At 63.5% G+C, this 20,876-nt stretch carries 21 protein-coding genes and 1 pseudogene; 12 read left to right on the forward strand and 10 right to left on the reverse strand.

What is annotated here, in order from left to right; genetic code table 11:
• Positions 1 to 23: 23 nt before the first annotated feature.
• Positions 24 to 611, forward strand: coding sequence for a hypothetical protein (locus ACFY3V_RS32190; RefSeq protein WP_389778706.1), 588 nt, complete (start codon positions 24 to 26; stop codon positions 609 to 611).
• Here the strand turns inward: ACFY3V_RS32190 and ACFY3V_RS32195 are convergent.
• A complete protein-coding gene (locus ACFY3V_RS32195) occupies positions 574 to 1,419 on the reverse strand; it encodes a hypothetical protein (protein WP_389778708.1) in 846 nt (281 codons plus the stop codon). The two genes, ACFY3V_RS32190 and ACFY3V_RS32195, sit on opposite strands and share 38 nt — an antisense overlap.
• Between ACFY3V_RS32195 and ACFY3V_RS32200 the strand changes: the two are divergent.
• The 3 genes and pseudogenes from ACFY3V_RS32200 to ACFY3V_RS32210 form a co-directional block, all read left to right on the forward strand.
• Positions 1,399 to 2,094: pseudogene (locus ACFY3V_RS32200) on the forward strand (transposase); the annotation flags it as partial. The gene ACFY3V_RS32195 and the pseudogene ACFY3V_RS32200 overlap by 21 nt on opposite strands.
• A 259-nt stretch (positions 2,095 to 2,353) precedes the next feature.
• Positions 2,354 to 3,166 (forward strand): NmrA family NAD(P)-binding protein, encoded by an 813-nt coding sequence (locus ACFY3V_RS32205; RefSeq protein ID WP_389778710.1) that lies wholly within the window; start codon positions 2,354 to 2,356, stop codon positions 3,164 to 3,166.
• Positions 3,167 to 3,406: 240 nt separating this feature from the next.
• Entirely contained in the window at positions 3,407 to 3,685 is a 279-nt protein-coding gene (locus tag ACFY3V_RS32210; protein WP_389778860.1) for an alpha/beta hydrolase family protein, read from the forward strand.
• Between the two features lie 192 nt (positions 3,686 to 3,877).
• On the opposite strand, the gene ACFY3V_RS32215 is transcribed toward ACFY3V_RS32210, so the two are convergent.
• A complete protein-coding gene (locus ACFY3V_RS32215) occupies positions 3,878 to 4,696 on the reverse strand; it encodes a helix-turn-helix domain-containing protein (protein WP_389778712.1) in 819 nt (272 codons plus the stop codon).
• A 163-nt stretch (positions 4,697 to 4,859) separates the two neighbouring features.
• Between ACFY3V_RS32215 and ACFY3V_RS32220 the strand changes: the two genes are divergently transcribed.
• Entirely contained in the window at positions 4,860 to 5,663 is an 804-nt protein-coding gene (locus tag ACFY3V_RS32220) for an alpha/beta fold hydrolase (RefSeq protein WP_389778862.1), read from the forward strand.
• On the opposite strand, the gene ACFY3V_RS32225 is transcribed toward ACFY3V_RS32220, so the two are convergent.
• The 3 genes from ACFY3V_RS32225 to ACFY3V_RS32235 all read right to left on the reverse strand — a co-directional run bounded on the left by ACFY3V_RS32225 (position 5,597) and on the right by ACFY3V_RS32235 (position 7,119).
• Positions 5,597 to 6,016 carry a VOC family protein gene (locus ACFY3V_RS32225; RefSeq protein ID WP_389778714.1) on the reverse strand — a complete coding sequence of 140 codons (420 nt, stop codon included), beginning with the start codon at positions 6,014 to 6,016 and terminating at the stop codon, positions 5,597 to 5,599. The two genes, ACFY3V_RS32220 and ACFY3V_RS32225, sit on opposite strands and share 67 nt — an antisense overlap.
• Before the next feature lie 197 nt (positions 6,017 to 6,213).
• Positions 6,214 to 6,294: a hypothetical protein gene (locus tag ACFY3V_RS32230; protein WP_389778864.1), complete on the reverse strand. Its 81-nt coding sequence runs from the start codon at positions 6,292 to 6,294 to the stop codon at positions 6,214 to 6,216.
• A gap of 93 nt (positions 6,295 to 6,387) precedes the next feature.
• The gene (locus ACFY3V_RS32235; RefSeq protein WP_389778716.1) at positions 6,388 to 7,119 is read right to left on the reverse strand and encodes a CPBP family intramembrane glutamic endopeptidase; all 732 of its coding nucleotides are present in this window, start codon (positions 7,117 to 7,119) and stop codon (positions 6,388 to 6,390) included.
• 496 nt (positions 7,120 to 7,615) lie between these two features.
• On the opposite strand from ACFY3V_RS32235, the gene ACFY3V_RS32240 reads away from it, so the two are divergent.
• Together ACFY3V_RS32240 and ACFY3V_RS32245 are read left to right on the forward strand one after the other, a co-directional pair.
• Positions 7,616 to 7,996, forward strand: coding sequence for a hypothetical protein (locus tag ACFY3V_RS32240; protein ID WP_389778718.1), 381 nt, complete (start codon positions 7,616 to 7,618; stop codon positions 7,994 to 7,996).
• Positions 7,997 to 8,106: 110 nt separating this feature from the next.
• A complete protein-coding gene (locus ACFY3V_RS32245) occupies positions 8,107 to 9,738 on the forward strand; it encodes a S9 family peptidase (protein WP_389778720.1) in 1,632 nt (543 codons plus the stop codon).
• A gap of 355 nt (positions 9,739 to 10,093) precedes the next feature.
• Here ACFY3V_RS32245 and ACFY3V_RS32250 read toward each other — a convergent pair whose 3' ends face one another.
• The 4 genes from ACFY3V_RS32250 to ACFY3V_RS32265 form a co-directional block, all read right to left on the reverse strand.
• The gene (locus ACFY3V_RS32250; protein ID WP_389778722.1) at positions 10,094 to 10,582 is read right to left on the reverse strand and encodes a hypothetical protein; all 489 of its coding nucleotides are present in this window, start codon (positions 10,580 to 10,582) and stop codon (positions 10,094 to 10,096) included.
• A 92-nt stretch (positions 10,583 to 10,674) separates the two neighbouring features.
• A complete protein-coding gene (locus ACFY3V_RS32255) occupies positions 10,675 to 12,123 on the reverse strand; it encodes a S1 family peptidase (protein ID WP_389778724.1) in 1,449 nt (482 codons plus the stop codon).
• A gap of 361 nt (positions 12,124 to 12,484) precedes the next feature.
• On the reverse strand, positions 12,485 to 13,054 hold the full coding sequence (locus tag ACFY3V_RS32260; RefSeq protein WP_389778726.1) for an ATP-binding protein: 570 nt from the start codon (positions 13,052 to 13,054) through the stop codon (positions 12,485 to 12,487).
• Complete coding sequence (locus ACFY3V_RS32265) at positions 13,011 to 13,388, reverse strand: hypothetical protein (RefSeq protein ID WP_389778728.1); 378 nt, start codon at positions 13,386 to 13,388, stop codon at positions 13,011 to 13,013. The genes ACFY3V_RS32260 and ACFY3V_RS32265 overlap by 44 nt, the downstream gene beginning before the upstream one ends.
• Before the next feature lie 953 nt (positions 13,389 to 14,341).
• Between ACFY3V_RS32265 and ACFY3V_RS32270 the strand changes: the two genes are divergently transcribed.
• The 4 genes from ACFY3V_RS32270 (at position 14,342) to ACFY3V_RS32285 (ending at position 18,878) form a co-directional block, all read left to right on the forward strand.
• On the forward strand, positions 14,342 to 15,565 hold the full coding sequence (locus ACFY3V_RS32270) for a helix-turn-helix domain-containing protein (RefSeq protein ID WP_389778730.1): 1,224 nt from the start codon (positions 14,342 to 14,344) through the stop codon (positions 15,563 to 15,565).
• Between the two features lie 181 nt (positions 15,566 to 15,746).
• Positions 15,747 to 16,322: an HNH endonuclease gene (locus ACFY3V_RS32275; protein ID WP_389778732.1), complete on the forward strand. Its 576-nt coding sequence runs from the start codon at positions 15,747 to 15,749 to the stop codon at positions 16,320 to 16,322.
• Positions 16,323 to 16,635: 313 nt separating this feature from the next.
• On the forward strand, positions 16,636 to 17,598 hold the full coding sequence (locus tag ACFY3V_RS32280; protein WP_389778734.1) for a NaeI family type II restriction endonuclease: 963 nt from the start codon (positions 16,636 to 16,638) through the stop codon (positions 17,596 to 17,598).
• Between the two features lie 83 nt (positions 17,599 to 17,681).
• The gene (locus tag ACFY3V_RS32285) at positions 17,682 to 18,878 is read left to right on the forward strand and encodes a restriction endonuclease (protein WP_389778736.1); all 1,197 of its coding nucleotides are present in this window, start codon (positions 17,682 to 17,684) and stop codon (positions 18,876 to 18,878) included.
• 80 nt (positions 18,879 to 18,958) lie between these two features.
• Here ACFY3V_RS32285 and ACFY3V_RS32290 read toward each other — a convergent pair whose 3' ends face one another.
• Positions 18,959 to 19,456: a very short patch repair endonuclease gene (locus tag ACFY3V_RS32290; protein WP_389778738.1), complete on the reverse strand. Its 498-nt coding sequence runs from the start codon at positions 19,454 to 19,456 to the stop codon at positions 18,959 to 18,961.
• Positions 19,457 to 19,547: 91 nt separating this feature from the next.
• On the opposite strand from ACFY3V_RS32290, the gene ACFY3V_RS32295 reads away from it, so the two are divergent.
• Entirely contained in the window at positions 19,548 to 20,825 is a 1,278-nt protein-coding gene (locus tag ACFY3V_RS32295; protein WP_389778740.1) for a DNA cytosine methyltransferase, read from the forward strand.
• Positions 20,826 to 20,876 lie beyond the last annotated feature (51 nt).

The raw sequence follows: 20,876 nt of genomic DNA on the forward strand, positions 1-20,876 counted from the left end.
CTGACGGTGAGCCCCGGACCGTTGTGGTGCAGCGGATTACTCCTGATAACGATCTATTGCCGGAGCTGAAGCAGGACCCACTGGTGCGCCGCATCATCGTCGACTGTCCCGGCTTCATGGACGTCGACCCCAACGCCACGCGGAGCAGGGACCCCCTGGGGCATGGCGCCGCAGCTGACGCCCTGCGCGCCCTGCTGGCCATCACCGATCGCGCCATCGTGCCGATGAACCCCGAACGGCTCACCTACGATCCCACCGAGTACACCATTGAGCGTGTCCTCCGCCCTCGCGGCATCCCCTTCCTAGTGGTGGTCAACCGGTGGGATGCCCGTGATGGTGAGGAAGACCTGCTGAAGGTGCTGGCGCTATTCGCCGAGATGGAACGGACCTTCACCGCCGAACGGGCCGCCCATGCCCGCGCCGTCGCTGAAGCCCACGACCGGCACATCGGCCGCCCCATCGCCCACCCCGCAGACAAGATCGAATACGCTCGGCTCCTCAAAGCCCAAGGCGACTCCCTCGGCGTCATCGCCACCAAGACCGGCATCCCCAAAACCTCACTGCACCGCTACCTCACCGCCGATCAGGAGACCACGGGAGGGACAACATGACCGGTCCCGACGACGCCCCCCTCCCCGATTCCGACAAGGCTCGGCGAAACACATCGGCCGTGGCTCGGGTGCAGGTGCCCTCGGCGTTCTTCCGCTCGGAGGGGAACAAGGGCGTGCGATGGCTGGACAGGTCGAGCTCAAAGAGCCCAAGAACGTCTTCGATGAACCAGCGCAGGCTGCGATCGGTGCCGTTGATCAGGGGCACCAGCCGTGGCTTGGGCCCTTTGCGGCGAGATCCTTTCCCATGACGGACGTTCAGCTTGCCGAACCGGCCCAGCTCCCAGCGCACGTCATCCAGGTCCAGCATCCGGGCCTCGTTGATCCGTAACCCGACATCGGCGACCAGCCGGGCCACGGCGTAGTTGCGAGCCGCCGGGGCGAACTTGCGGTAGCTCAGCAGCTCTTCGCGCCACCCGGTGAACAGCTGCTCGATCTCCTCGACGGTCGGCGGGACCCGCAGCTGCGGATCCACGGACAACCGCGGACGGTTGACCTCATCGAGCGGGCACTCGACGACCCTGCCAGTGAGGTTGTGCAGCTCAACCCTGTGCCGGAGCTCCAGAAACCGGAAGAACACCGTCAGAGCCGCCGCTCGCCCGGTGCGAGTGGAGAGCCTGGCGTCTCGCAGCACTTTGCCGAAGTAGACGTTGCCGTCTTCGGGCTGCATCTCCCACAGCGGTCGGCCGAACCAGTCCCGGATCAGCTCCAGGTGATTGGCGTCGTTGCGGATGGTGCTGTCGGTCAGCCCGGCTGACGCGCGAGCCAGCACGAACCCCGCCAGGACGTAGATCTCGAAGGCGGCACCCACGCCTTCCTGGCCTGGGTGAGCGCCCGCCGCCTGAAGTACTCCATCGGATTCACCCTCACCGACGACATCGAAGCGGCGATCCTCGCCCTGCCCGAGGAGGTGTGGGAGATCGCCTACAACGCCGACCGGCAACCCCGTGACGGCGCATGGGTAACCGAACTCACCGGCATGCTCGACCTGTCGTCCTGGCCCAAGGGCATGCGGGTCATCGTCCGCAGGGAACGCCCCCACCCCGGCGCGCAGCTGCGCTTCACCGACCTCGACGGACACCGCTTCACCTGTTTCGTCACCGGCACCCGACCCGGTGGCGGCCGCGGCCAGCTCGCCGACCTGGAACTACGACACCGCCGCCGGGCCCGCTGCGAGGACCGCATCCGCAATGCCAAGGACAGCGGGTTGCGGAATCTCCCCTTGCACGGCTTCAACCAGAACCAGATCTGGCTGGAACTGGTCGCGCTGGCCGGCGAGCTGACCGTCTGGACCCAGATGCTCGCCCTGGCAGATCACCCCGCCCGACGCTGGGAGCCCAAACGCCTGCGCTTACGCCTCTTCTCGGCCGCTGGATGCCTGGTCAAAGGCGGCCGACGCCTGCGCCTGCGCCTGGCCCGGCGATGGCGGTGGGCGGACCTGATTGCCACCGCGATCACCCGCCTGCAAACCCTTCCAGGCCCCTGATCCACACCCCATCGCCTCAGCAACCAGAAAGGACAAACCCACCCGGGCCCGTGGAACCCCGCTCACCCGGCGCGACAGCCGGGCAACCACGCTGACCAGAGCGGGAAATCAACCTTCAGCCGAAACCTCTAACCGACCACACCAAGATCGAGAAAGATCGAGGTTAGCATGGTCAGGCGGCCTGTTTGACCTCAAGTGCGGTTGAGTTCCTAGGTTCGTCAGCGACTCATCCAGACAAGACGACCAAAGGAACTCGACTGTGACGACCTTGGTGACAGGCGCCACCGGGAACACCGGCCGGCACGTTGTGGCAGAGCTGGTCCGCCGAGGAGAGCGGGTTCGGGCCCTGACGCGAGACCCGGCGGCGAACACGGGAAGGTTTCCGGCCGAGGTGGAGCTGGTGGCCGGCACGCACAACACACCGGAGAAGCTGGACGCCGCACTCCACGGCGTCAACCGGCTGCACATCACGGTGACGAACGGACTCGCCGAGGTCGGCCCCGAGCTGGTCCGGCGGGCGGTCGCCGCCGGTGTTCAGCGCCTCACCGTGCTGTGGGGCGGCTGGGTGGGTCCGGTCGAGCAGGCGGTGGCGGACTCAGGCGTGGAATGGACACGTCTGGAAGCACAGGAGTTCATGTCCAACACGTTGACCTGGGCCGAATCGATCCGAGCCGAAGGAGTGGTCCGAGAACCGTACGACCTTCCCAGCGCGCTGGTGCATGAGGCCGACATCGCGGCCGTGGCGGCCGTCGCACTGCTCGACGACGGCCACGCGGGACAGGCATACAACCTCACCGGTCCCGACCCGCTCACCCCGAGTGAGCGGGTCGCGATCCTGTCGCGGACGCTCCGCCGCGACATCGCCTTCGAGCCGATAACGCACGAACAGGCGATCGACAGGCTGACGGCCACCGGAGTGTCCCGGGCGGACGCCGAGTACGTCGTTGGCTGGTACGCCGAATCCAGCGATTCCTCCAAGACCGTGGACGACACGGTCGTACGGGTGACCGGCCGTCCCGCACGTACGTACACGCAGTGGGTGGACGAGCACGCGGACCGTTTCCGGGCTTGATCTCCATCGGCTGAACCCGCCCAGGACCGATCTCACCGGTCCTGGGATGTGGGTTTTCACGTTCCCACAACCGGGCGTCGGAGATCAGCTCACCGAACGCCGAAGCCTTCGCCGGCTCTGGACACGGTCGGTCGTTCTGTCACGCACGTGACGAGGTCCTGGCTGCACGCCGTGAGCGCCACCGCACGCGTCCACGCGGGCGACGGCAGAGCGGCACTGGCCGAACTCAACAGGGCGAACATGGCCCTGGAACGGGCCGGTGACGAGCGGGACGAATCAGAAGCCGCGATTCAGCGTCCGTTGTTTCTGATCCATGGGGGTGAGGATCGAGTAACCCCACTTGGCCAGGCTCGGACTCTTAATCGGCGCCTGGGTTCCAGCTCGTGTCTGGTCGTTGTCGCCGGGGCGGGGCACAGCCTGCGGAGAGCTGATGACATCCACCAAGTGCTTCGCATGGAGTTGGAGCACGTTCGATCAGCGGAGAATGCGCATTGGCCGGCGGTTGTGGAGGGTGTCTGAAAAGTCGTCAGGTTGGTGCTCGGGCGAGCCGGTGGAGCAGTGTGAAGCCCATGGCCAGGTAGATGGTGTTTTCCGAGTCTCATGCCGGCCGCCATCACCCGCTGAACGCGTTGACTCGCTGTTTCCCGGATCAGGCCGGACAGTATCGACACGAGTGATCGCCGCTTCGTCGGCGGCTGAGCATGAACGGGGTCACGTCCGCGTGACGGACGCGAGGAGCGCCAGTTTGTCGGCACTGTCGGTGCCGGGGTCCGGGTGGAGGACGACGAGCGTCTGGCCTGTCGCGCCGCTGACACCCAGTCTCTCCCGGTTCAGCCACAGGCCACCGACCTGGGGGTGGTCGATGTGCTTGAGGGTGCCCTCGCACGTGTTCACATCGTGGCGGGCCCAGAGCCTGCTGAAGCGAGGACTGGCGAGGGAGAGCTCGCCGACGAGCTCGATGAATCGGGGGTCGTCGATGTCGGTGCCGACGGACTCGCGAAAGCCGGCGACCATGCCCTGCGCGGTGTTCTCCCAGTCCGGGTAGAGGGCCTGTTCGGCGGGGTCGAGGAACACGTCCCGCAGGCGGTTGCCCCCCGCCACGAGTCGCGGCGACAGAGCGGTCGCCAGTGCGTTGGCGGCGAGGACGTCGAAATAGCGGCCCTCCACGTACGCGGGAAGCGGAAGCGTGACGACGAGCCTGGCGACGCCCGGAGGGACGGTCTCCTTCCGGGGCCGCCGCCTTCGCCGAGGTTTTCCCGCCCCGAGACGGAGCAGGTAGGACGTCGCGTTGTCGTCGAGCAGCAGCACACGGGCGAGGGACTCAAGGACCTGCGAGGAGGGATTGCGGTCGCGGCCCTGCTCCAGGCGCAGGTAGTAGTCGGCGCTGATACCGGCGAGCATCGCGACCTCCTCCCGGCGCAGGCCCGGCACACGCCGTACTCCCTGGGAGGGGATGCCAGCCTGTTCGGGAGTGACGAGCTCTCGGCGAGCGCGTACGTAATCGCCGAGGAGATTGAGGTCGTCGCCCATGTCGCCACTGTAATCCGCGCGCCGTCGTGCGTTCCTGGCCCTGTCACCCCCAGGATCGCGGGGACTCTGGCGCCGTCAGCGGGTGAGCGGAAACCTCACTTCCAAGACGACGAACACCGGCGAAATCAGCCGGCGGCCCCTTTCCGGAGCGAGGAGCAACACCATGTCAACGTATTTGCTGGTACACGGGGCCTGGCACAGCGGGCAATGCTGGGAACGGGTGGTCTCGTTGCTGGCATCGGCCGGGCATCGGGTGGTCGCGCCGTCACTGACCGGCCACGGCGACAAGGCGCATCTGCTCGGCCCCGAGGTAGGGCTGGACACGCACGTCGACGACATCGTCAGACTGATCACCGAGGAGGACCTCACCGACGTGATCCTGGTGGGCCACAGCTACGCCGGGCTGGTCATCTCCTCCGCCGCCAACCGAATCCCGGACCGGGATCGCCCACCTGGTCTATCTCGACGCGATGGTCCCGGAGAACGGCGAGAGCGCGGTGGACGTGCAGCCCGTGACCCAGGCCCTCATCGACCGCGCCGCGGAGTCCGAGGCCGGCTGGCGGATCCCGCCGATGCCCGAGTCGCCACCACCCCTGGGCCTGTTCGGGGTCACCGACCCCGCGGACGTGGCGTGGCTGCGGACGATGTTGTCGGATCAGTCGGTGCTCTGTCTCCTGCAACCGGTCCGGCTGGACGACCTGGCCGTGCGCATGATTCCGCGGACGCACATCCACTGCGTCGCCGGCGTGCCGAAGGGCATAGAGCGGCGGGCCATCCCTGCGATACAGGCCAACGGCAGCCCGGCGCAGGTGTGGGAACTGGAGACGGGCCACGACTGCATGATCACCATGCCGGTCGAACTCACCGAACTGCTACTCAAGCTCGGCTGACTGCGCGGTTTCAGTCCTGGCGTGACGTTTCGAGGGCGACGAGTTCGACCTCGAATCCGTCGGCGTCCTCCAGATAGGCGGCATAGTGCTGCTCGCCGCCGGCATGGGGATGGCGTTCCGGGAACAGCAGCGTCCAGCCGTGCAGCGGTGCCCGCTCGACCAGGACGTCGACCATGGCCCGGCTCTCGACGTGGAAGGCGAGATGGTTCAGGCCAGGACGGCACCGGTCGTGTTCGTCCGCGCTGAGAGCGGGCGACCGCTCAAGGACCAGATAGGTGGAGCCGAGCCGCCAGCTGCGCCCGTCGGCCCAGTCCTGGAAGAGGGTGTAGCCCAGCTCGCCCAGCAGCCACCCCCAACCGGCGACGGCCCGGGGCAGGTCGGGCACCCAGAGCTCGACATGGTGCAGCATGCCGGTGGTCACCTTGCTCATATCGCGATCCCTTCCGTGCGCCTGATCAGGATGGCGTACTCGAACAGGCCGCCGGCCGGTCTGTCAGGTGAGTTCGAACCAGATGACGGTTGTTGTGGGGTCGCGGTGGAAGCCTCAGCGGGTGGCGAGGTCGTTGACGAGGAGGAGTCCTCGGCCGCCGACGGCGTTCAGGCTGTCACGCCGCCGCGTGGCGGGGGTCAGATCTGGTTCTCGCCGCCGTCGACGTACAGGTTGGCGCCGACGACGAAGCTGCTCTGCCCGGAGGCGAGGAAGGCCACGACGGCGGCGACCTCCTCCGGGCGTCCTCCCGGTCGGTGGACATCTCGATGGGCGCCGCGGCGTGTTGAGCGGTTCCGTCGTGTCCATCTCGATCAGCCGGGCCCGGTGTTTCCGGTGATCAGCACGAACAGCGGCAGGCCCATGTTGTTGACGATGTGGACGGCCACCGCGGGCCAGATCGACCCGCTGCGGCGCATCACCTCGGCGGCGATGACGCCCACCACGAGCGCCGTGGTCATGGCGAGGTTGATGCCGTGGAAGAGGGCGAAGACCACCGAACTGGACAGGACTCCGACGACGGGCCCGTAGCGCAGCAGTGCGTTGGTGACGACACCGCGGAAGAGGAACTCTTCGCCGATGGGGGTGAGGACGGACAGGAAGGCGAAGGTCAGGATCAGGGGCAGCACGCCACCGCCGGCCGCGTCGTAGTACGAGCCTTGGGGATTGGCGTCGAACCCGGTCAGGGCGATGACGGCATAGTTCACCACGCCCTTGAGCACGAACGCGACCACGCCCGCGGCCGCGCCGATGCCCATCCAGCGCCAGGTGGTACGGCGCACGCTGAAGGCACCCCAGGAGCGGATGCGGATCAGCGCCGCCGCGGCGAAGCCGACGAAGCCGATGATGCCCGACCAGGCGGTCAGGATCAGCCCGTACGCCACCGCGTCCAACTCCCGCACCAGCGGGCCGAGGAACGCGAGCACGGCCATGGCGGCCACCAACGCGAGCAGGCCGGCCATGATCTCGGGCCAGCCCGGGCGCGCCGGGGAAGTGGTGCCGGCCGGGGCCGGCCGCGGCGGGTGGTCGGCATTGTCAGGCGACATGGTGGTGAACTCCTTGTTCTCGTGGGCGCGGTGGGTGTCGCCGGGCCCGGTGCGTGGTATCCGGCGTGTGCCCGGCAGGCAGGGGTCGCCGGCCGGCCTCTGGACCCGCTGTCAGGGCACGGCCGAAGCGCTTCAGGACGTCAGGCTGGGCGGGGCCGTACAGGTCGTCGGGTGAGCCGTCCAACGTCGAGGACATGCCGTCAATCTCAGCCGTCGCCACGCTCATCCGGCAGTGCGACCATGTCATGACCTCGCCATGACATTCCCGCAGGTGAAGTCATGACGTGGTGTCACTGGTGGCACCACGGAGCAGGAAGAGTCATGGGGCGGACCCTGCCGCCCGACCCCGGACAAGCCACCCACCACCCACCACCCACCGCCCGCCGGACCGCCCAGCCGCCCAGCCGGGCCGTGTGCTGCTGCATCCGGGCGGCGAGTTCGGCGGGGGTGTCGGCCTCGACGAGGCCGATGCGTTGGCGGTATCGGGCGTGGGAGAGTGCCCACCAGCGTCCGGTGGCGTGACCGTACCAGGGCCGCCAGTCGGGGAAAGCGACTGCTCGGCTACCAGGGCAACTGCCTCCTTGAACTCGGCGACTACACCCAGGCCGCCCATTCCTTCGAGCAGGCCATCGGCGGGGTTCCCACCACGTGCGTGCGCCGCAAGGCGGAACTCACCGTGGACCTGGCGCAGGCACGCCTCGGAGAAGGCGAAACCGCCGAGGCCGTACGGCTGGCCCAGGAGGCGATCGCCGTGTTCGCCCGGCGAGGATCGGTCGCCGGGATGTCCCGGGTCCACCGCTTCCGCGACCGGGTGGCGCCCCGGCAACCCGGGGGCGCTCGCGAACTGGATGACTTCGTCCGATCATTGCAAGAGTGAGCCCTATCCCCGCTGAGGTCGTCGCCCGCGCCACCGTCTCGTACGACGCGGTCCAAGCGGTCGGTGAGACCGTCTACTGGATCGAGGGACGGCCGGACGGGGATGTGCTCGTGCGCTGGACCGCTGCCGACGGCCGCCAGGACGTGCTGCCGGAGGGGTTCCACGTCGCTTCCTACGTGCATGAGTACGGCGGAGGTGCCTACCTGGCCACCGAGCGGGATCTGTGGTTCTGCAACGCGGATGACCAGCGGGTCTATCACGTACGCGACGGCGGTCACCCTGTGCCGGTGACCCCCGCGTCGTCGGGAAGCTGGCGCTATGCCGACCTTCGTCTTCTTCCGGGCACCGGCGAGCTGGTCTGTGTACGGGAACGTCATGAAGAGAACGGCGTTCACAACGAGCTGGTCGTTCTGTCGGCCGAGCCGTCGATCATCGCCTCCGGCGAGGACTTCTCCATGTCCCCGGAGCCCAGTCCCGATGGGAAGCAGCTCGCCTGGATCTCGTGGAACGCGCCGCTCATGCCGTGGGACGGCTCCCGGCTCTGGCTGGCCGACATCGGGCCCGATGGTGCGCTTACCGGTACGAGGCTGATCGCGGGCGGGGACGAGGAGTCGGTGTGCCAGCCGCGGTGGAGTGACGACGGGGTGCTGCACTTCGTTTCCGACCGGTCGGGCTGGTGGAATCTGTACGCCTGGCGCGACGGCCATGCCGAGCCGGTCATCACGGGGGAGTTCGAGGTCGCGGCGGCTCCCTGGGAGTTCGGGTATCGCACTTATGTTCTTCAGGGTGATCAGGTCATGGCCGTCATCCAGCAGGGGCCGCTGCACTCCTTGGTCGTGAAGCGCTCCGGCGGTGGTGTGGAACGGCTCGCGTTGCCGTACACCTCGATCAAGCCCTACCTAGCGGTGGTAGGCGGGAAAGTCGCCTTCATCGGCTCCAGTCCCACTCAGTTGCCCACGGTGGTGCTGGCCGAGGCCAGTGGTGCCGTTCATGAGCTGACGCCGGCCGACGTCACCCTTGACCAGGCATCGCTCGTCCGGCCAGAGCCTTTCACCTTCGGCACCCGCGACGGGGGTGAGGCGCACGGCCTCTACCACCCGCCCTCGGAAGGAAGCGATGGGCCTCCGCCACTGCTTGTACGGGCTCATCCAGGGCCGACGGCGAATTGGCCGCTACGGCTGGATCTCCACGCGCAGTACTTCACGAGCAGGGGCTTTGCCGTCGTCGATGTCGACTACCGGGGGAGTACTGGGTACGGTCGCGCGTACCGGTTAGGGCTTCGTCATGGGTGGGGGACGGTCGACGCCACCGACTGCGCCGATGCGGCTCGTCATCTGGTGTCCGTCGGTCGAGCGGATCCCGGGCGGGTGGCGATCTGGGGGGCCAGTGCCGGCGGGTACACCGTCTTACGGGCCTTGGCGATCACCGATGTGTTCGCGGTCGGGATCGCCAGGTCAGCCGTGGTCGATCTGGAGAGTTGGAGCAGAGCCACGCCGAAGTTCCAGGCCCATCACGCGGAGCTGCTCCGTGGTGAACTCTCCGGCGAATCAAAAGCCGCGATTCGGCGTCCGCTGCTTCTGATCCATGGAGACGAGGATCGGGTAACTCCGCTGGAGCAGGCCAGGAGCCTCAATGCTCGCCTGGTCGTCATCCCCGGAGCGGGTCACACACTGCGAAGACCTGCTGATATCCGCCATGTTCTCCGCGTGGAATTGGAACACGTGCTTCTACCAGGAATCTGATCACGGCACCGAAGCCAGCGCAGTAGATCGGGGGCGTTCGCGGACAGCCAGGCTGCGAGCCATCGGGAGTCCTCGGCGCTTCCCTCCGCCTGGGTGTCGATCAACCTGCGCAGGATCATGAGCGGCAGCAGGGCATCGAGTGCCTCCTGGTCGACCGCGTCGGTGCCGTCCCCTTTTAACAGTCGTCGTGGATGAGCGCTATGTGGCAGGTCGACGGCGAGGTACTGAGGCGATCATAAGTATTGAGATTTTCCGGAAGTTCCCCTGGTCCGTATGCCGCTTCAGCAGGGGGACGACTCGTCTTCTGGTCTTCTTGAAATTTACATAACTTATGATCGACTCAGTATGGGGAAAATTATTGACGGATGATTGACTCCAACGGATTTACCGCGAATACGGAGTACTCGATACCGTCAAGCATGCACGCATTGGGAATACTGAGACCGGGAGGAGTCGATTGACTCCAGTCGGCATACCCACCCGCGATCTTCAGCGTATCGCCGTCGGTGACAACCCCACTGCCAGGGACGTCAACCCCGCGCTTACCGTTGCGATTTAACGGCTCGCTCCCCTTTGGCCAAACAGGGAAAATTATGCCATTCGATCGCCGATCGAGATTGTTGATCCGTAAACATTTACTTACTGGATCGTATACTAATTGACCGTTAAGAAGAGCTTCCCCTCCGCCTGTATCCTCGTGAACGATGATCCTCGGGTCATTGCCGATTAGAAACACTTTATTCGCCGAATCTCTATCGCTTGCACTTGTCGAGCATCCCGAGAGAATAAAAATCAAACCAAAAACCGCTGCAATGTAAGCTGTTTTTCTCTCGACCATTTGCATTTTCTCGCCTTCTCGGGAATTCTAAAACGATAGTATCCGGGCTCGCCGCAAGCCCGGATACTATCGTTTAGATCGGCTTCCCGTCACACGATTCACGTACCCGGGGGTGCCGTCCAAACGTACCAGGAGGAACCCATAACACTAGGAATCAAGTACGCTGGAGAGAAGAACGACGATGCGTCGCCCCCGCACACTCCTCCGCTGCAGACACCTCCGTGAATTCCCCAGGCGCGGTTGCCGTAGTACCAAGGGCCTCCACTGTCTCCACCGTCGCTCACGTCACTTTCCATGACGATAATTCCACGACTGGTGACGCCACCATTGGTTAAGGTGACGTTAGTGCTTTCGATTTCGCTACATGCCGCACCGGATGTTACTCCGAAGTGACAGATCGTCTGTCCGATGACCGGGCTGGATCCAACGTCGTATGCGTACCGTGGACTATGCCAGTCATAATAGAATGTTCTGGTCAGTGTCATCGTACCGCGTGTCCATGCGGCGATGTCGTAGTTTGAGTTGGTGGTGTAAAAGTCGCTAGTCGTGCTCCCCCCCTGCACGCTGTGGTTTGAATAGGTCCTGGATCCGCTGGTACCACAGTGCTTGGCGGTAGTTGTCCGGTAGGACGTTCCATTTGTTACATTGAACCCGGTAGTGCAACCGCTGAAATGCCCTCCGCCCCGCATGTAGTTATCCTGAGCGACTGGCTTCGTATCCTCGCCAACCGTTAGGACGATCTTAATTTTTCTGTTGGTCGGCTGTGCCGGCTGAAGCTGCGAAAGAAGCTGCTTCCGTCTAGTGTCATCCTTCGGTACAATCCGAGGGCTCGCCTCGAAGGAAACCACGCCGGTCTCTATATCATAGCTGCCGTGGATAGCCTTGAGATCGGCTCGCTGGGAAATTGCATCGTGAGCGGCGTTGAGCGTTTGCTTCAGCTCTGCTTCTGAAAAGCCTTTGTTCCCAACTAGCTCCACAGCGACTGGAAGGGTTTTCGCTAAGGCGACAGCTCGCTCCGGCACCTCCCCCTTGAAGCCGATGCGAGCTCCATAGCCCTTGTTTAAGATGGCCAGGCCCGAGATTTCATCGGGATATGTCTTCGCGATTTCGGCACCCAGTTGATTGATTCGTGGCTGCCAGCCGACGCTTTCAATCGCCTCTTCGAAGGTAATGTTTTTGGTTTTGGCAACGAGCTTGAGATCCGTCAGCTCGCTGAGCCAAAGATCGTCGATCTTAATCTCTGGTTCAACGGTGTCGTCGGTCTCTTCGCTCCTGGCCCTTGCGGTAACGCTCGGATCGCTAGCTACTATTTTCGCTACGTACTCGTCTAGGGCTTCAGCAAGGCTAATATTCTGCTGCTTCGCAGCAAGCTTGATGGAGTCTAGTGTAGGACGGTTTATGGTGGGCTGCGTTTCTCTTGCGAAAGCGATGATCGTTCGCTTTTCGTCCGCAATCGCGGCTCCGGATGGGCTGGCGGTGTAGATCGCGGGAGCGCTAATAGCCAGAACCGCTACCACACGAATTAACTTATACGTAAACTTCAACATCAACCTTTCTGTGAATCCTTTTGAAGCAACTCGAAAATCTCGGACACCCTTAGGAGTGTGTGGGTGCAGTGAGAATCAGTCAAGATCTTTTTTCTGTGATAGATTGATCACGGGAAGTAGTAGGCGCTCGAGAATGGCGTGATTGCCATGATTTGGTCATCGTTAATCCCGGGCAGTTGACTGCAATGTGGCCAGACCAATATTCCGGCGACATCTAGGTGAATCCGAGTGGGGCGTTACGGATTGCAGTCATCATGTTGGTTCCATCCCGAGATTTCGGCAGGGGATAAGAGTCGTCGGATCGTTTCTGCTCAGGCGTGGCGACGCGGCTCCTCCAAGACTGCGTCGCCACGCCGGGTGGTTAGGTGAGTTCGAACCAGATGACGGTTGTTGTGGGGTCGCGGTGGAAGCCCCAGCGGGTGGCGAGGTCGTTGACGAGGAGGAGTCCTCGGCCGCCGGTGGCGTTCAGGCTGGGGTTCTTGAGGTGCGGGATCTGTGTGGAGCCGGGGTCTTGGACGGTGATGATGACGCCGTTGAGGGTGAAGGCCACCGTGATGACGAACTCTCTTGACGGATCCTTCGGCTCGTGAGCGGCTGGTTCGGTCTCGACCGGCCGGGTGTCGGTCGGTTTGGTGGTGTGTTCGATGGCGTTGGTGGCGAGTTCGCTGGTGAGGAGGGTGGCGTAGTCGCGCAGGGGGTGGTCGTCGCCGAGGATGTCGGCGACGAAGGCGCGGGCGTTTCTGACCTGGTCGGGGGTGGCGGGGAAGCGCTGGGAGATGACGGGGGTGTGGTTCGGCGTCGTCGACCAGCCGGGGATTCGGCCGGGGTAGGGCGGCCAGATGGTGGCGGCCGGTCCGTTGGGGTCGTCGGTTGTCGTCCGGAATCGGTCAGTGAGCACTCCGGCGAGTACGGACAGCAGTCGTACGGTCATCCCGGTCACCTCCCTTGCCGGTGGTCTCGTTGTGCTGGTTGTTCACGCCGACTTGGGTGTTCCTGTCGAGGGCTTCGGGGTGGGGGTGGAAGTCTTCGATGTGCTGGATTCGGGCGGCGAGTTCGGCGGGGGTGTCGGCTTCGATGAGGCCGATGCGCTGGCGGTATCGGGTGGGGGAGAGTGCCCACCAGCGTCCGGTGGCGTGGCCGTACCAGGGGCGCCAGTCGGGAAAGCGGAGCGTCAGGGTGCGCAGCGCGCGGGGGTCGTCGCCGGGTTCGTGCCGGAGATGTTCCGCCTCCGCGTCCGCCTCTGCCTGGATGGGAGGTGCATTCATGCCGCGACTCCCTTCCGGTGCGACTCGCGCCTGCCGGGCCGTGCTCCTGGCGGCGATTCGCGTCCGTACGGTGGGGTGGCCAGTCGCGCGTGGCGTCCCCGGATGGTGGGGGAACCCGTGAAGGGGTGGTTCGGCGGGCGTGGGGTCACGGTGGCCGGTGCGGAAGACGCGGGCAGTCGGCCGCAGAGTCCGAGGCGGCGTCGGGCCGTCATGCGGGTACGGACCTGGGCCGAGGTGGGCTGCTCCCACAGGTGTCCAGGGCGGTGCGGCAGGCTGGCGGCGTCGTGCGCGTACGGGGGATGACCGCACCAACGGCAGCCCAGGGGCGAGGGCGGACGCCCGGCATGCCAACGGACCCGGATGATCTTTATGGCTCTACTAGGGTTGAGCACAGTTTGCACCTCCAGTGTGCAGGCGAGGCTCTGCCAGGCGAAGCCACTCGCCTGGCAGAGCCGTTTTCTCTGGCGGTATCACCGGCCATGTCCGTGTCTTGGCTGGTGACGAAGGGTTTCCGTGTGAGGAGCGGTGCGTTTGTCAGGTGGGTTCGGTCACCTGCTTCGGCGCCTGATGTGCTTCACGGAGTTCGGCATATCGGAACGCGGAACGCCCTGGTCGGCTGCACGCATGGATGGCATGCCCGTAACGGACGGTCCAGCCGATCTCCCGCCCGGCGATTCCGTCCATCGCGCCATACGACGGGTTCGCGCTGCACGAACAGGAGCGTCGGCCCGTTGTATTGATGCGCCTCCGTAGAGACCCGGCACCACGGGCTTCCACCGGAGTTCGTTCGACAGCTGCTCCGACCGTCAGGTGACGGGAGTATCGGCCACTCCCACACTCATCTCTCCTCACGGAAAGTGAAGTTATGAGTGCGGAGAGGTGCGGACATCAACGCCCTTGATACTTTGACGAGGAGGGGAGTCAAGAGAGTCAAGGCGGGTTACCGTGAGGCCATGACCTACTCAGACCCGGCGGCGGAGAGTGTGGGAAAGCGCGTACGACGTGCGCGTAAGCGCCTGGGTATCACCCAGACCGAACTCGCCCGGCGCGTCAGCCGAGCGCAGTCCTGGGTGTCCGGCGTCGAGAACGACAGCATCCCTCTTGACTCCATCGCGTTGATCAACACCGTCGCCCGAGTGCTGCGCATGCACCCAAACGAACTCACCGCCCGCCCTTACCGGGGCGACACCCCCGCCGAGGATCGGGGACACTCTGCGATCCCCGAGATTCGCCGCCATCTGGAACGCTACGACCTCGACCCTGAGTGGGTAGGTGAGGTGCGGTCGCTGGACGCCCTCCGCGCCGCCGTCGAGCACGCCTGCTGGTTACGGCGAGAGGCCCGCTACACAGAACTGGCTGATGGGCTACCGGCTCTACTCTCCGAACTTCAGGCCGCGACCCACCTGTACACCGAGCCCGACCGGGGTACGGCGTTCGGGCTGCTCGCGTTCGTTTACCAGACGGCGGACTCGGTCACCTACAGCCTGGGATACGCCGACCTCTCCCTTATCGCCACCGGTCGAGTCCGTTGGGCTGCCGAACGCTCAGGGGATCGGTACCACGGGGTCGTATCCACATATCTGCGAATACGAAACTTGTGGTCCTCCAGCTCGTGGAATGACGCGCTCACCGTGATCAATTCGGCCTGCGCGAGCATCGAGGACGAGTACGTCGCGGGTAAGCCTGAGGCCCTGGCCGTCTGGGGTGGCCTGCAACTGCGGGCCGCGGTCACCGCGGCCCGTAAGAACGACGCCGATGAGGCGTGGTCGCGGCATCGTCTCGCGGCCGAGGCGGTCACCCGGCTCGGTGCTCGACAGCGCACCAATTACTACGATCTATGCACCAACCAGCCCAACATCGACATTCATGGCGTCGCCGTTGCCGTCGAGCTCGGAGACGGTCCCAAGGCGGTAAGCAGGGGAGAAACGGTTCGGCTCCCGAAAGGCATGCAGTCTGGTCGCGTTGGACACCACCACCTTGACTACGCGCGAGGCCTACTGTGGTGCGGCAAGCGCGACGCCGCTCTGGCCGAACTTGAACGCGCCGAGAAAGCGGCACCCCAACTCGTCCGCAACCATCCGATGGCCCAGCAGGCTGTACGGACCTTGCTGGACCTGGAGCGCTACAGCTACCGGGAGCGGATCCGACGGTTGGGTGTGCGTATGCACATCCTTTGACATCTTCGTCCCTTGGGAGACGATCGCGAGAGACCGAACTGGGCAATTAGATACCTTGCAGGTCAATGAGAAAGGAGCACGCTCACGTGAGCGCCTCCTAATATCTCCAAGAGACAGCATGGTTTCACTCGGCTACAGTTTGACTCTCTGTAGATGATCCAAACCCTCTGGCGGAGGATGAGTGCTGGACACTGACCTGGATGAAAGGGATCTCCCGCATCCCGATGATCCAGAGCTGATTGAGTTGATCCGTGAGCGAGAGGTCCAAGAGGCGTATCGATTCCTCTATAACCGCCGAGACAACCCGCCCACGATGGCGGAGTGGCGTCAGCATGCGGGGCGTGCACTGGGTAAGACCGAAGCCAACGAACAGACGGATCGCCGACTCCGCGATCTTCGTAAGAAATTCATCGTTGAGACGGTTCACAGAAGGGGAGGTAATCCGGTCTATGTGTTGCGGGGAAGGAAGCGGATCGTAGTCGATGCCCCTCCGATCTCTTCCCGCATGGAGGCCGAGGTCTACGCCGTCATGGGGGCGTACTGCCGGATGTGTGGCCTCAGTCCCGGGGACGGGATTAAATTACAGATCGATCACAAGATCCCGCTCTCGTGGGGCGGTGAGACCATCTTGGAGAACCTCCAGCCGTTATGTGAACGACACAACCACGGCAAGCAGGCGTTCCGAGACTCTCGACGAGATTGGTTCGGAGATCCGCTACGCGGTACGCCAGCCCACGGTCTGGCACCGAATCGGTGAACTTCTGAAAGGCCTGCATGCCCGCGGTCAGCGGACCTCCGCCGAGCTAGTTGCGCTCGTTGCCGGCGAGGGATATGGAGGCGATCCTGCTCGGCGCCTCAGGGACCTTAGAACACCGCTCGGTTGGAAGGTCGACGCGCGCAAGCGCAAGGAGGGACGCCGGACGCTTACCGAGTACGAACTCATCTCATGGCAGCCATGGCCCTCGGAAGGTCCAGAGGAAGCCGTCCGTCGCTATGAGCAGGAGCGTAAGAGGAGCCGACGGGCAAAATCGTGACAGCCCGCATGTCCGTACATCTCATTATTTGTCGGAGTGATCAGCTACATTTCCTTCGTGATCAACGAACCGTTGCCCGGCATGGCTGCTCCTGACTCGGAGATGGAAGCTGTCTTCGCCCATTTGGCAGGCATCGATCAGGACGGCACCCGGATGGCCAAAGCGATCCGGCGGACCTTCGACATGCTCCTCGATGGACAGCACACTGGCCGTTTCCGTTGGGAGCAGCTGCATAAGACCGAGAAGACTCACTGCGGCACTCTGATCGAGATCAACCTTCAGCGCGAGTTCGATTTCGCTGATGGAACGGTGCTTGACTACTCGATCAGCGGTATCGAGGTCGACTGCAAGTACTCTCAGCAACTGGGGAACTGGATGATCCCGCCAGAGGCTGTCGGCAGGATTCTCCTTGGTATCTGGGCGAACGACAAGGCGGCTCGTTGGAGCGCGGGTCTGGTCCGTGCAAGTGAGGGGCATCTGAACTCTGGTACTAATCGAGACGCCAAGAGAACTCTGAGCAGGAACGGCCGTAAAGCGATCTGCTGGCTGTTCAAGGACGCTCCGCTCCAAGAGAACATCCTGCTGAGCATTCCGGATGAAGATGTCGATGCAATCTTCCGTCAAACAAGTGGACAGCGACGTGTCAATGAGCTGTTCCGGCGGGCGCAGAGGCGTCCTATCAGCAGGGCTGTGGTGGCTACTGTGGCGATGCAGGAGGACTATATGAAGCGCGTCCGCGGTAACGGAGGTGCCAGAGGCGCCCTCCGTTCAGAAGGTATCGTGATCTTCGGGCAATACAAGAACCACGTCCAGGCAGCTGTCACTCTAGGCTTGACCGCCCCCGGACCCGGCGAGTTTGTGAGTACACGGCTTGCATGTCGTCGCACGCACCATGGGCTGGCGCCATACCTGGAACTTGATGGAGAGCAGTGGGTGCTTGCCCGAGGCGATGACCCTGTCGAACCTGCGCCGCTGCTTCCTGATATTGGTCAGCTATAAAGATCCGTCCTCCGTTTTGCTCAGCGGAGCCGGGCCCGGGTGCGTACTACCCCAAATTTGGGCATGTTGGATACTCTCCCAAGGTGGGAGATGAAGATCACGTAGTGCCATTCGCTGATCTGGCAACGGCTGACCTTGTACTGGACGCGGTCTACGCAGGTGGCAGCACAGGAAACTTCTCCGACGACCCCATCTCACGCCTCCTGCCTGGAGTCGGTAACCAGGGCGGCTTCCGCTTCAACGGCTCACCGCAGAGGCAGGGCGTCCGGTTCGCCGTCCTGTTCACGACAGGTGCTGAACTTGACTGGCCAGATGAGTTGGATCCGCAGACAGGACTGTTCACCTACTACGGTGACAATCGTCACCCAGGCAAGGAACTGCACGAGACCCCGCGCCGTGGCAACGTACTGCTCCGTGACGCTTTCGAATGGAGCCATGGTGTCGCCCGAGCGAGTGTGCCGCCGTTTTTCCTCTTCGAGAAGGCCTCGCCTGCCGGACGTCGCGTCCGTTTCCGAGGTCTTCTTGCCCCTGGTGGAGCTGCGCTGACCTCTGACGACGAACTTCAAGCGATCTGGCGCTCAAGCCGCGGTGTGAGGTTCCAGAACTACCGTTCGCGCTTCACTGTCCTGGATGTCCCTAAGATCTCCCGATCCTGGATCGTTGATCTCGCAGCAGGCCGTGCCTTGGGCCCCGGCTGCCCTGCCCCCTGGAAAGAGTGGGTTGAAGCGCGGACCTACCGGCCTCTGCTTGCTGCATCCACCACAACCGTACGCAGTACGGCAGAGCAGAAGCCGGATGTTGTCGGCAGACGCATGGTCGCCGCTATCCACCGTCACTTTTCCAACCGTCCACACGATTTCGAGGCATGTGCGGTCGAGATCTGGCGGATGTTGGCTCCCGCAACAGACACTTGCGAACTCACTCCACGCAGCAGAGATGGCGGACGGGACGCAGTTGGCGAGTACCTCCTCGGCCCTGCTTCCGATCGGGTAGCCATGGAGTTCGCACTCGAGGCCAAGTGTTACGCCTTAGACAAATCGGTGGGAGTCAAGGAGGTCGCTCGGTTGATCTCCCGGATTCGGCACCGGCAGTTTGGTGTGTTCATCACCACGTCGTACTTCAACAAGCAGGTGTACAGCGAGGTCCGCGCTGATGCGCACCCGATCATCATGATCTGCGCCCGCGACATCGTCGATGTCCTTCGCCGCCACGGGTACGGCGATGTGCAGGCCGTACAGGAGTGGCTTGATCACCGATTTCCGGAGCCTTCAGCTGTATGACTTGTACAGTTCTTGATCGAAATAACCGGGTTGTGCGGCCGTATACCTGTCACGTACAACCAGTAGTCACTTCAGTTCCGTCAGTCACTTGCGTTAATATCGCTCACATGTTCGGTCCTAGGGTTCAGTGCAGCAACCACTGCCTCAACGGCAGTGGTCAGCAGCTCATGCTCCCAGAGACGGACAACTTGCCAGCCTGCGCTCTCAAGAGCTGCGTTGACTCTCTGGTCTCGCTCCATGTTCCGGCGCAACTTGGGCGTCCAGTACCACTCGTTGGTGGTCGGTTGGCGCCCGTGCTCTGGGCAGACGTGCCAGAAACAGCCATCCACGAAAACTGCGACCTTGCGGGCAGTGAAGACAATGTCCGGCCGGACCTTCACGCTTTCAAGATCAAGTCGAAAGTTCTTCCTGTAGCGATAGCCAAGCCGATGCAGCGCGCTGCGCAGCACAACCTCCGGTTTGGTGTTCGCCCCGCGGTTGGCTTGCATGTTGCGCGATCGCCCCTCGTTGAGGGGGGCTGGGTAGAGCCCTCGCTTGTGGGCCTGCTTGCGGGCTTCAACTCTCTTGTCGTCAGACACATCCGTTCCGATGGGCGCACGGCTTCCTGTCATCCGCGAAGATACAGCTGCCAGCTCGCCCGCGTCGCATCAGACAACGAAAGGGGTCCCCGTGACCGAGCAATCACTCCGTGTCATTGAGATCTGTGCTGGCGCTGGTGGACAGTCTCTTGGGCTGGACAAGGCGGGCTTCGAGCATGAACTCGCGATCGAGTTGGACGAGAATGCAGCCAACACGCTGCGGCACAATCGGCCTAAGTGGGATGTCCGACTTGGTGATGTGGCGGATCCCGAGGTGTGGGATCCGGAGGACTACACCCCAGAAAAACTTGGCAGCCCCATCGACTTGTTCGCTGGAGGGGTGCCGTGCCCCCCCTTCTCGATTGCCGGCAAGCAGCTAGGCGCCAGCGACGAGCGGGACTTGTTCGCTTGGGCAGTTGAGCAGGTCAAAGTCCTCAAGCCACGAGCACTCCTGCTGGAGAACGTCCGCGGGCTGAGTATGCCTCGTTTCGCGGGCTATCGGCAGCATGTCTTGGATCAGCTTCAGGAGTTCGGCTATGCCGCCGAGTGGAAACTTCTCCAAGCTTCCGAGTTTGGCGTGCCTCAACTTCGTCCCCGCTTCGTCCTCATTGCGATGGCACACGATGACCTAGCCCACTTCCACTGGCCCGAACCTGTTGGGTCAGCTCCGACTGTTGGCGAAACCCTGTATGAGCTCATGAAGGCCAACGGCTGGGCAAGAGCCGAGGAGTGGCGCGACCGAGCCAACGACATCGCTCCTACTATCGTTGGTGGTTCAAAGAAGCACGGAGGGGCTGACCTAGGCCCCACGCGGGCGAAGCGTGCATGGGCAGAGATGTGGGTGGATGCGCATGGGCTAGCGAACCATGCTCCGTATACGGATGAGGACCTCGTTGCAGGCAGGGGCCCAAAGCTAACTGTCGAGATGGTCAAGTACCTCCAGGGCTGGGATGACAGCGAATTCGCCTGGGAGTTCACTGGCAAGAAGACATCCAACTACCGCCAGATCGGCAACGCCTTCCCGCCTCCGGTCGCTAAGGCACTCGGACGCGCCATCGCTGACGCACTCAACCACTCGGTGGCGCGACGTGACCAGCAGATCGATGCTGACCATGACCCTATTTACCGGGCACTTCGCGACCACGGCGGTTACATGACCGCGGTAGAGATTGCCGATGCCATCAAGATCGCGATTCACTCCCAGGAGTTGGAGCGCCGGATCACCCTTCTAGGCCAGGACTTCCACATTGACATTCGCAACGGCGAGGCGCCCGCAGCTTACAAGCTAGGAACATTTAAGGCTTTTACTGGACAGGGGGACCATATTCGGCATGACCGGTTCGAGAGGCACCGTTCGCGGATTAGCTGACACAGAGGTTCCCGGTAAAACTGAATAATTTCTTTCTCGCCCCTGATGTGC

Origin of the sequence: Streptosporangium sp. NPDC000095 (genome assembly GCF_042899335.1) — a bacterium.
Taxonomy (GTDB): domain Bacteria; phylum Actinomycetota; class Actinomycetes; order Streptosporangiales; family Streptosporangiaceae; genus Streptosporangium.

Bases quoted from the DNA above. Each gene is read 5' to 3' on its own strand.
- ACFY3V_RS32210 (WP_389778860.1), top strand. From the start codon at position 3,407: ATGGCCCTGGAACGGGCCGGTGACGAGCGGGACGAATCAGAAGCCGCG.
- ACFY3V_RS32215 (WP_389778712.1), bottom strand. From the start codon at position 4,696: ATGGGCGACGACCTCAATCTCCTCGGCGATTACGTACGCGCTCGCCGA.
- ACFY3V_RS32220 (WP_389778862.1), top strand. From the start codon at position 4,860: ATGTCAACGTATTTGCTGGTACACGGGGCCTGGCACAGCGGGCAATGC.
- ACFY3V_RS32225 (WP_389778714.1), bottom strand. From the start codon at position 6,016: ATGAGCAAGGTGACCACCGGCATGCTGCACCATGTCGAGCTCTGGGTG.
- ACFY3V_RS32235 (WP_389778716.1), bottom strand. From the start codon at position 7,119: ATGTCGCCTGACAATGCCGACCACCCGCCGCGGCCGGCCCCGGCCGGC.
- ACFY3V_RS32250 (WP_389778722.1), bottom strand. From the start codon at position 10,582: ATGCAAATGGTCGAGAGAAAAACAGCTTACATTGCAGCGGTTTTTGGT.
- ACFY3V_RS32255 (WP_389778724.1), bottom strand. From the start codon at position 12,123: ATGTTGAAGTTTACGTATAAGTTAATTCGTGTGGTAGCGGTTCTGGCT.
- ACFY3V_RS32260 (WP_389778726.1), bottom strand. From the start codon at position 13,054: ATGACCGTACGACTGCTGTCCGTACTCGCCGGAGTGCTCACTGACCGA.
- ACFY3V_RS32265 (WP_389778728.1), bottom strand. From the start codon at position 13,388: ATGAATGCACCTCCCATCCAGGCAGAGGCGGACGCGGAGGCGGAACAT.
- ACFY3V_RS32270 (WP_389778730.1), top strand. From the start codon at position 14,342: ATGACCTACTCAGACCCGGCGGCGGAGAGTGTGGGAAAGCGCGTACGA.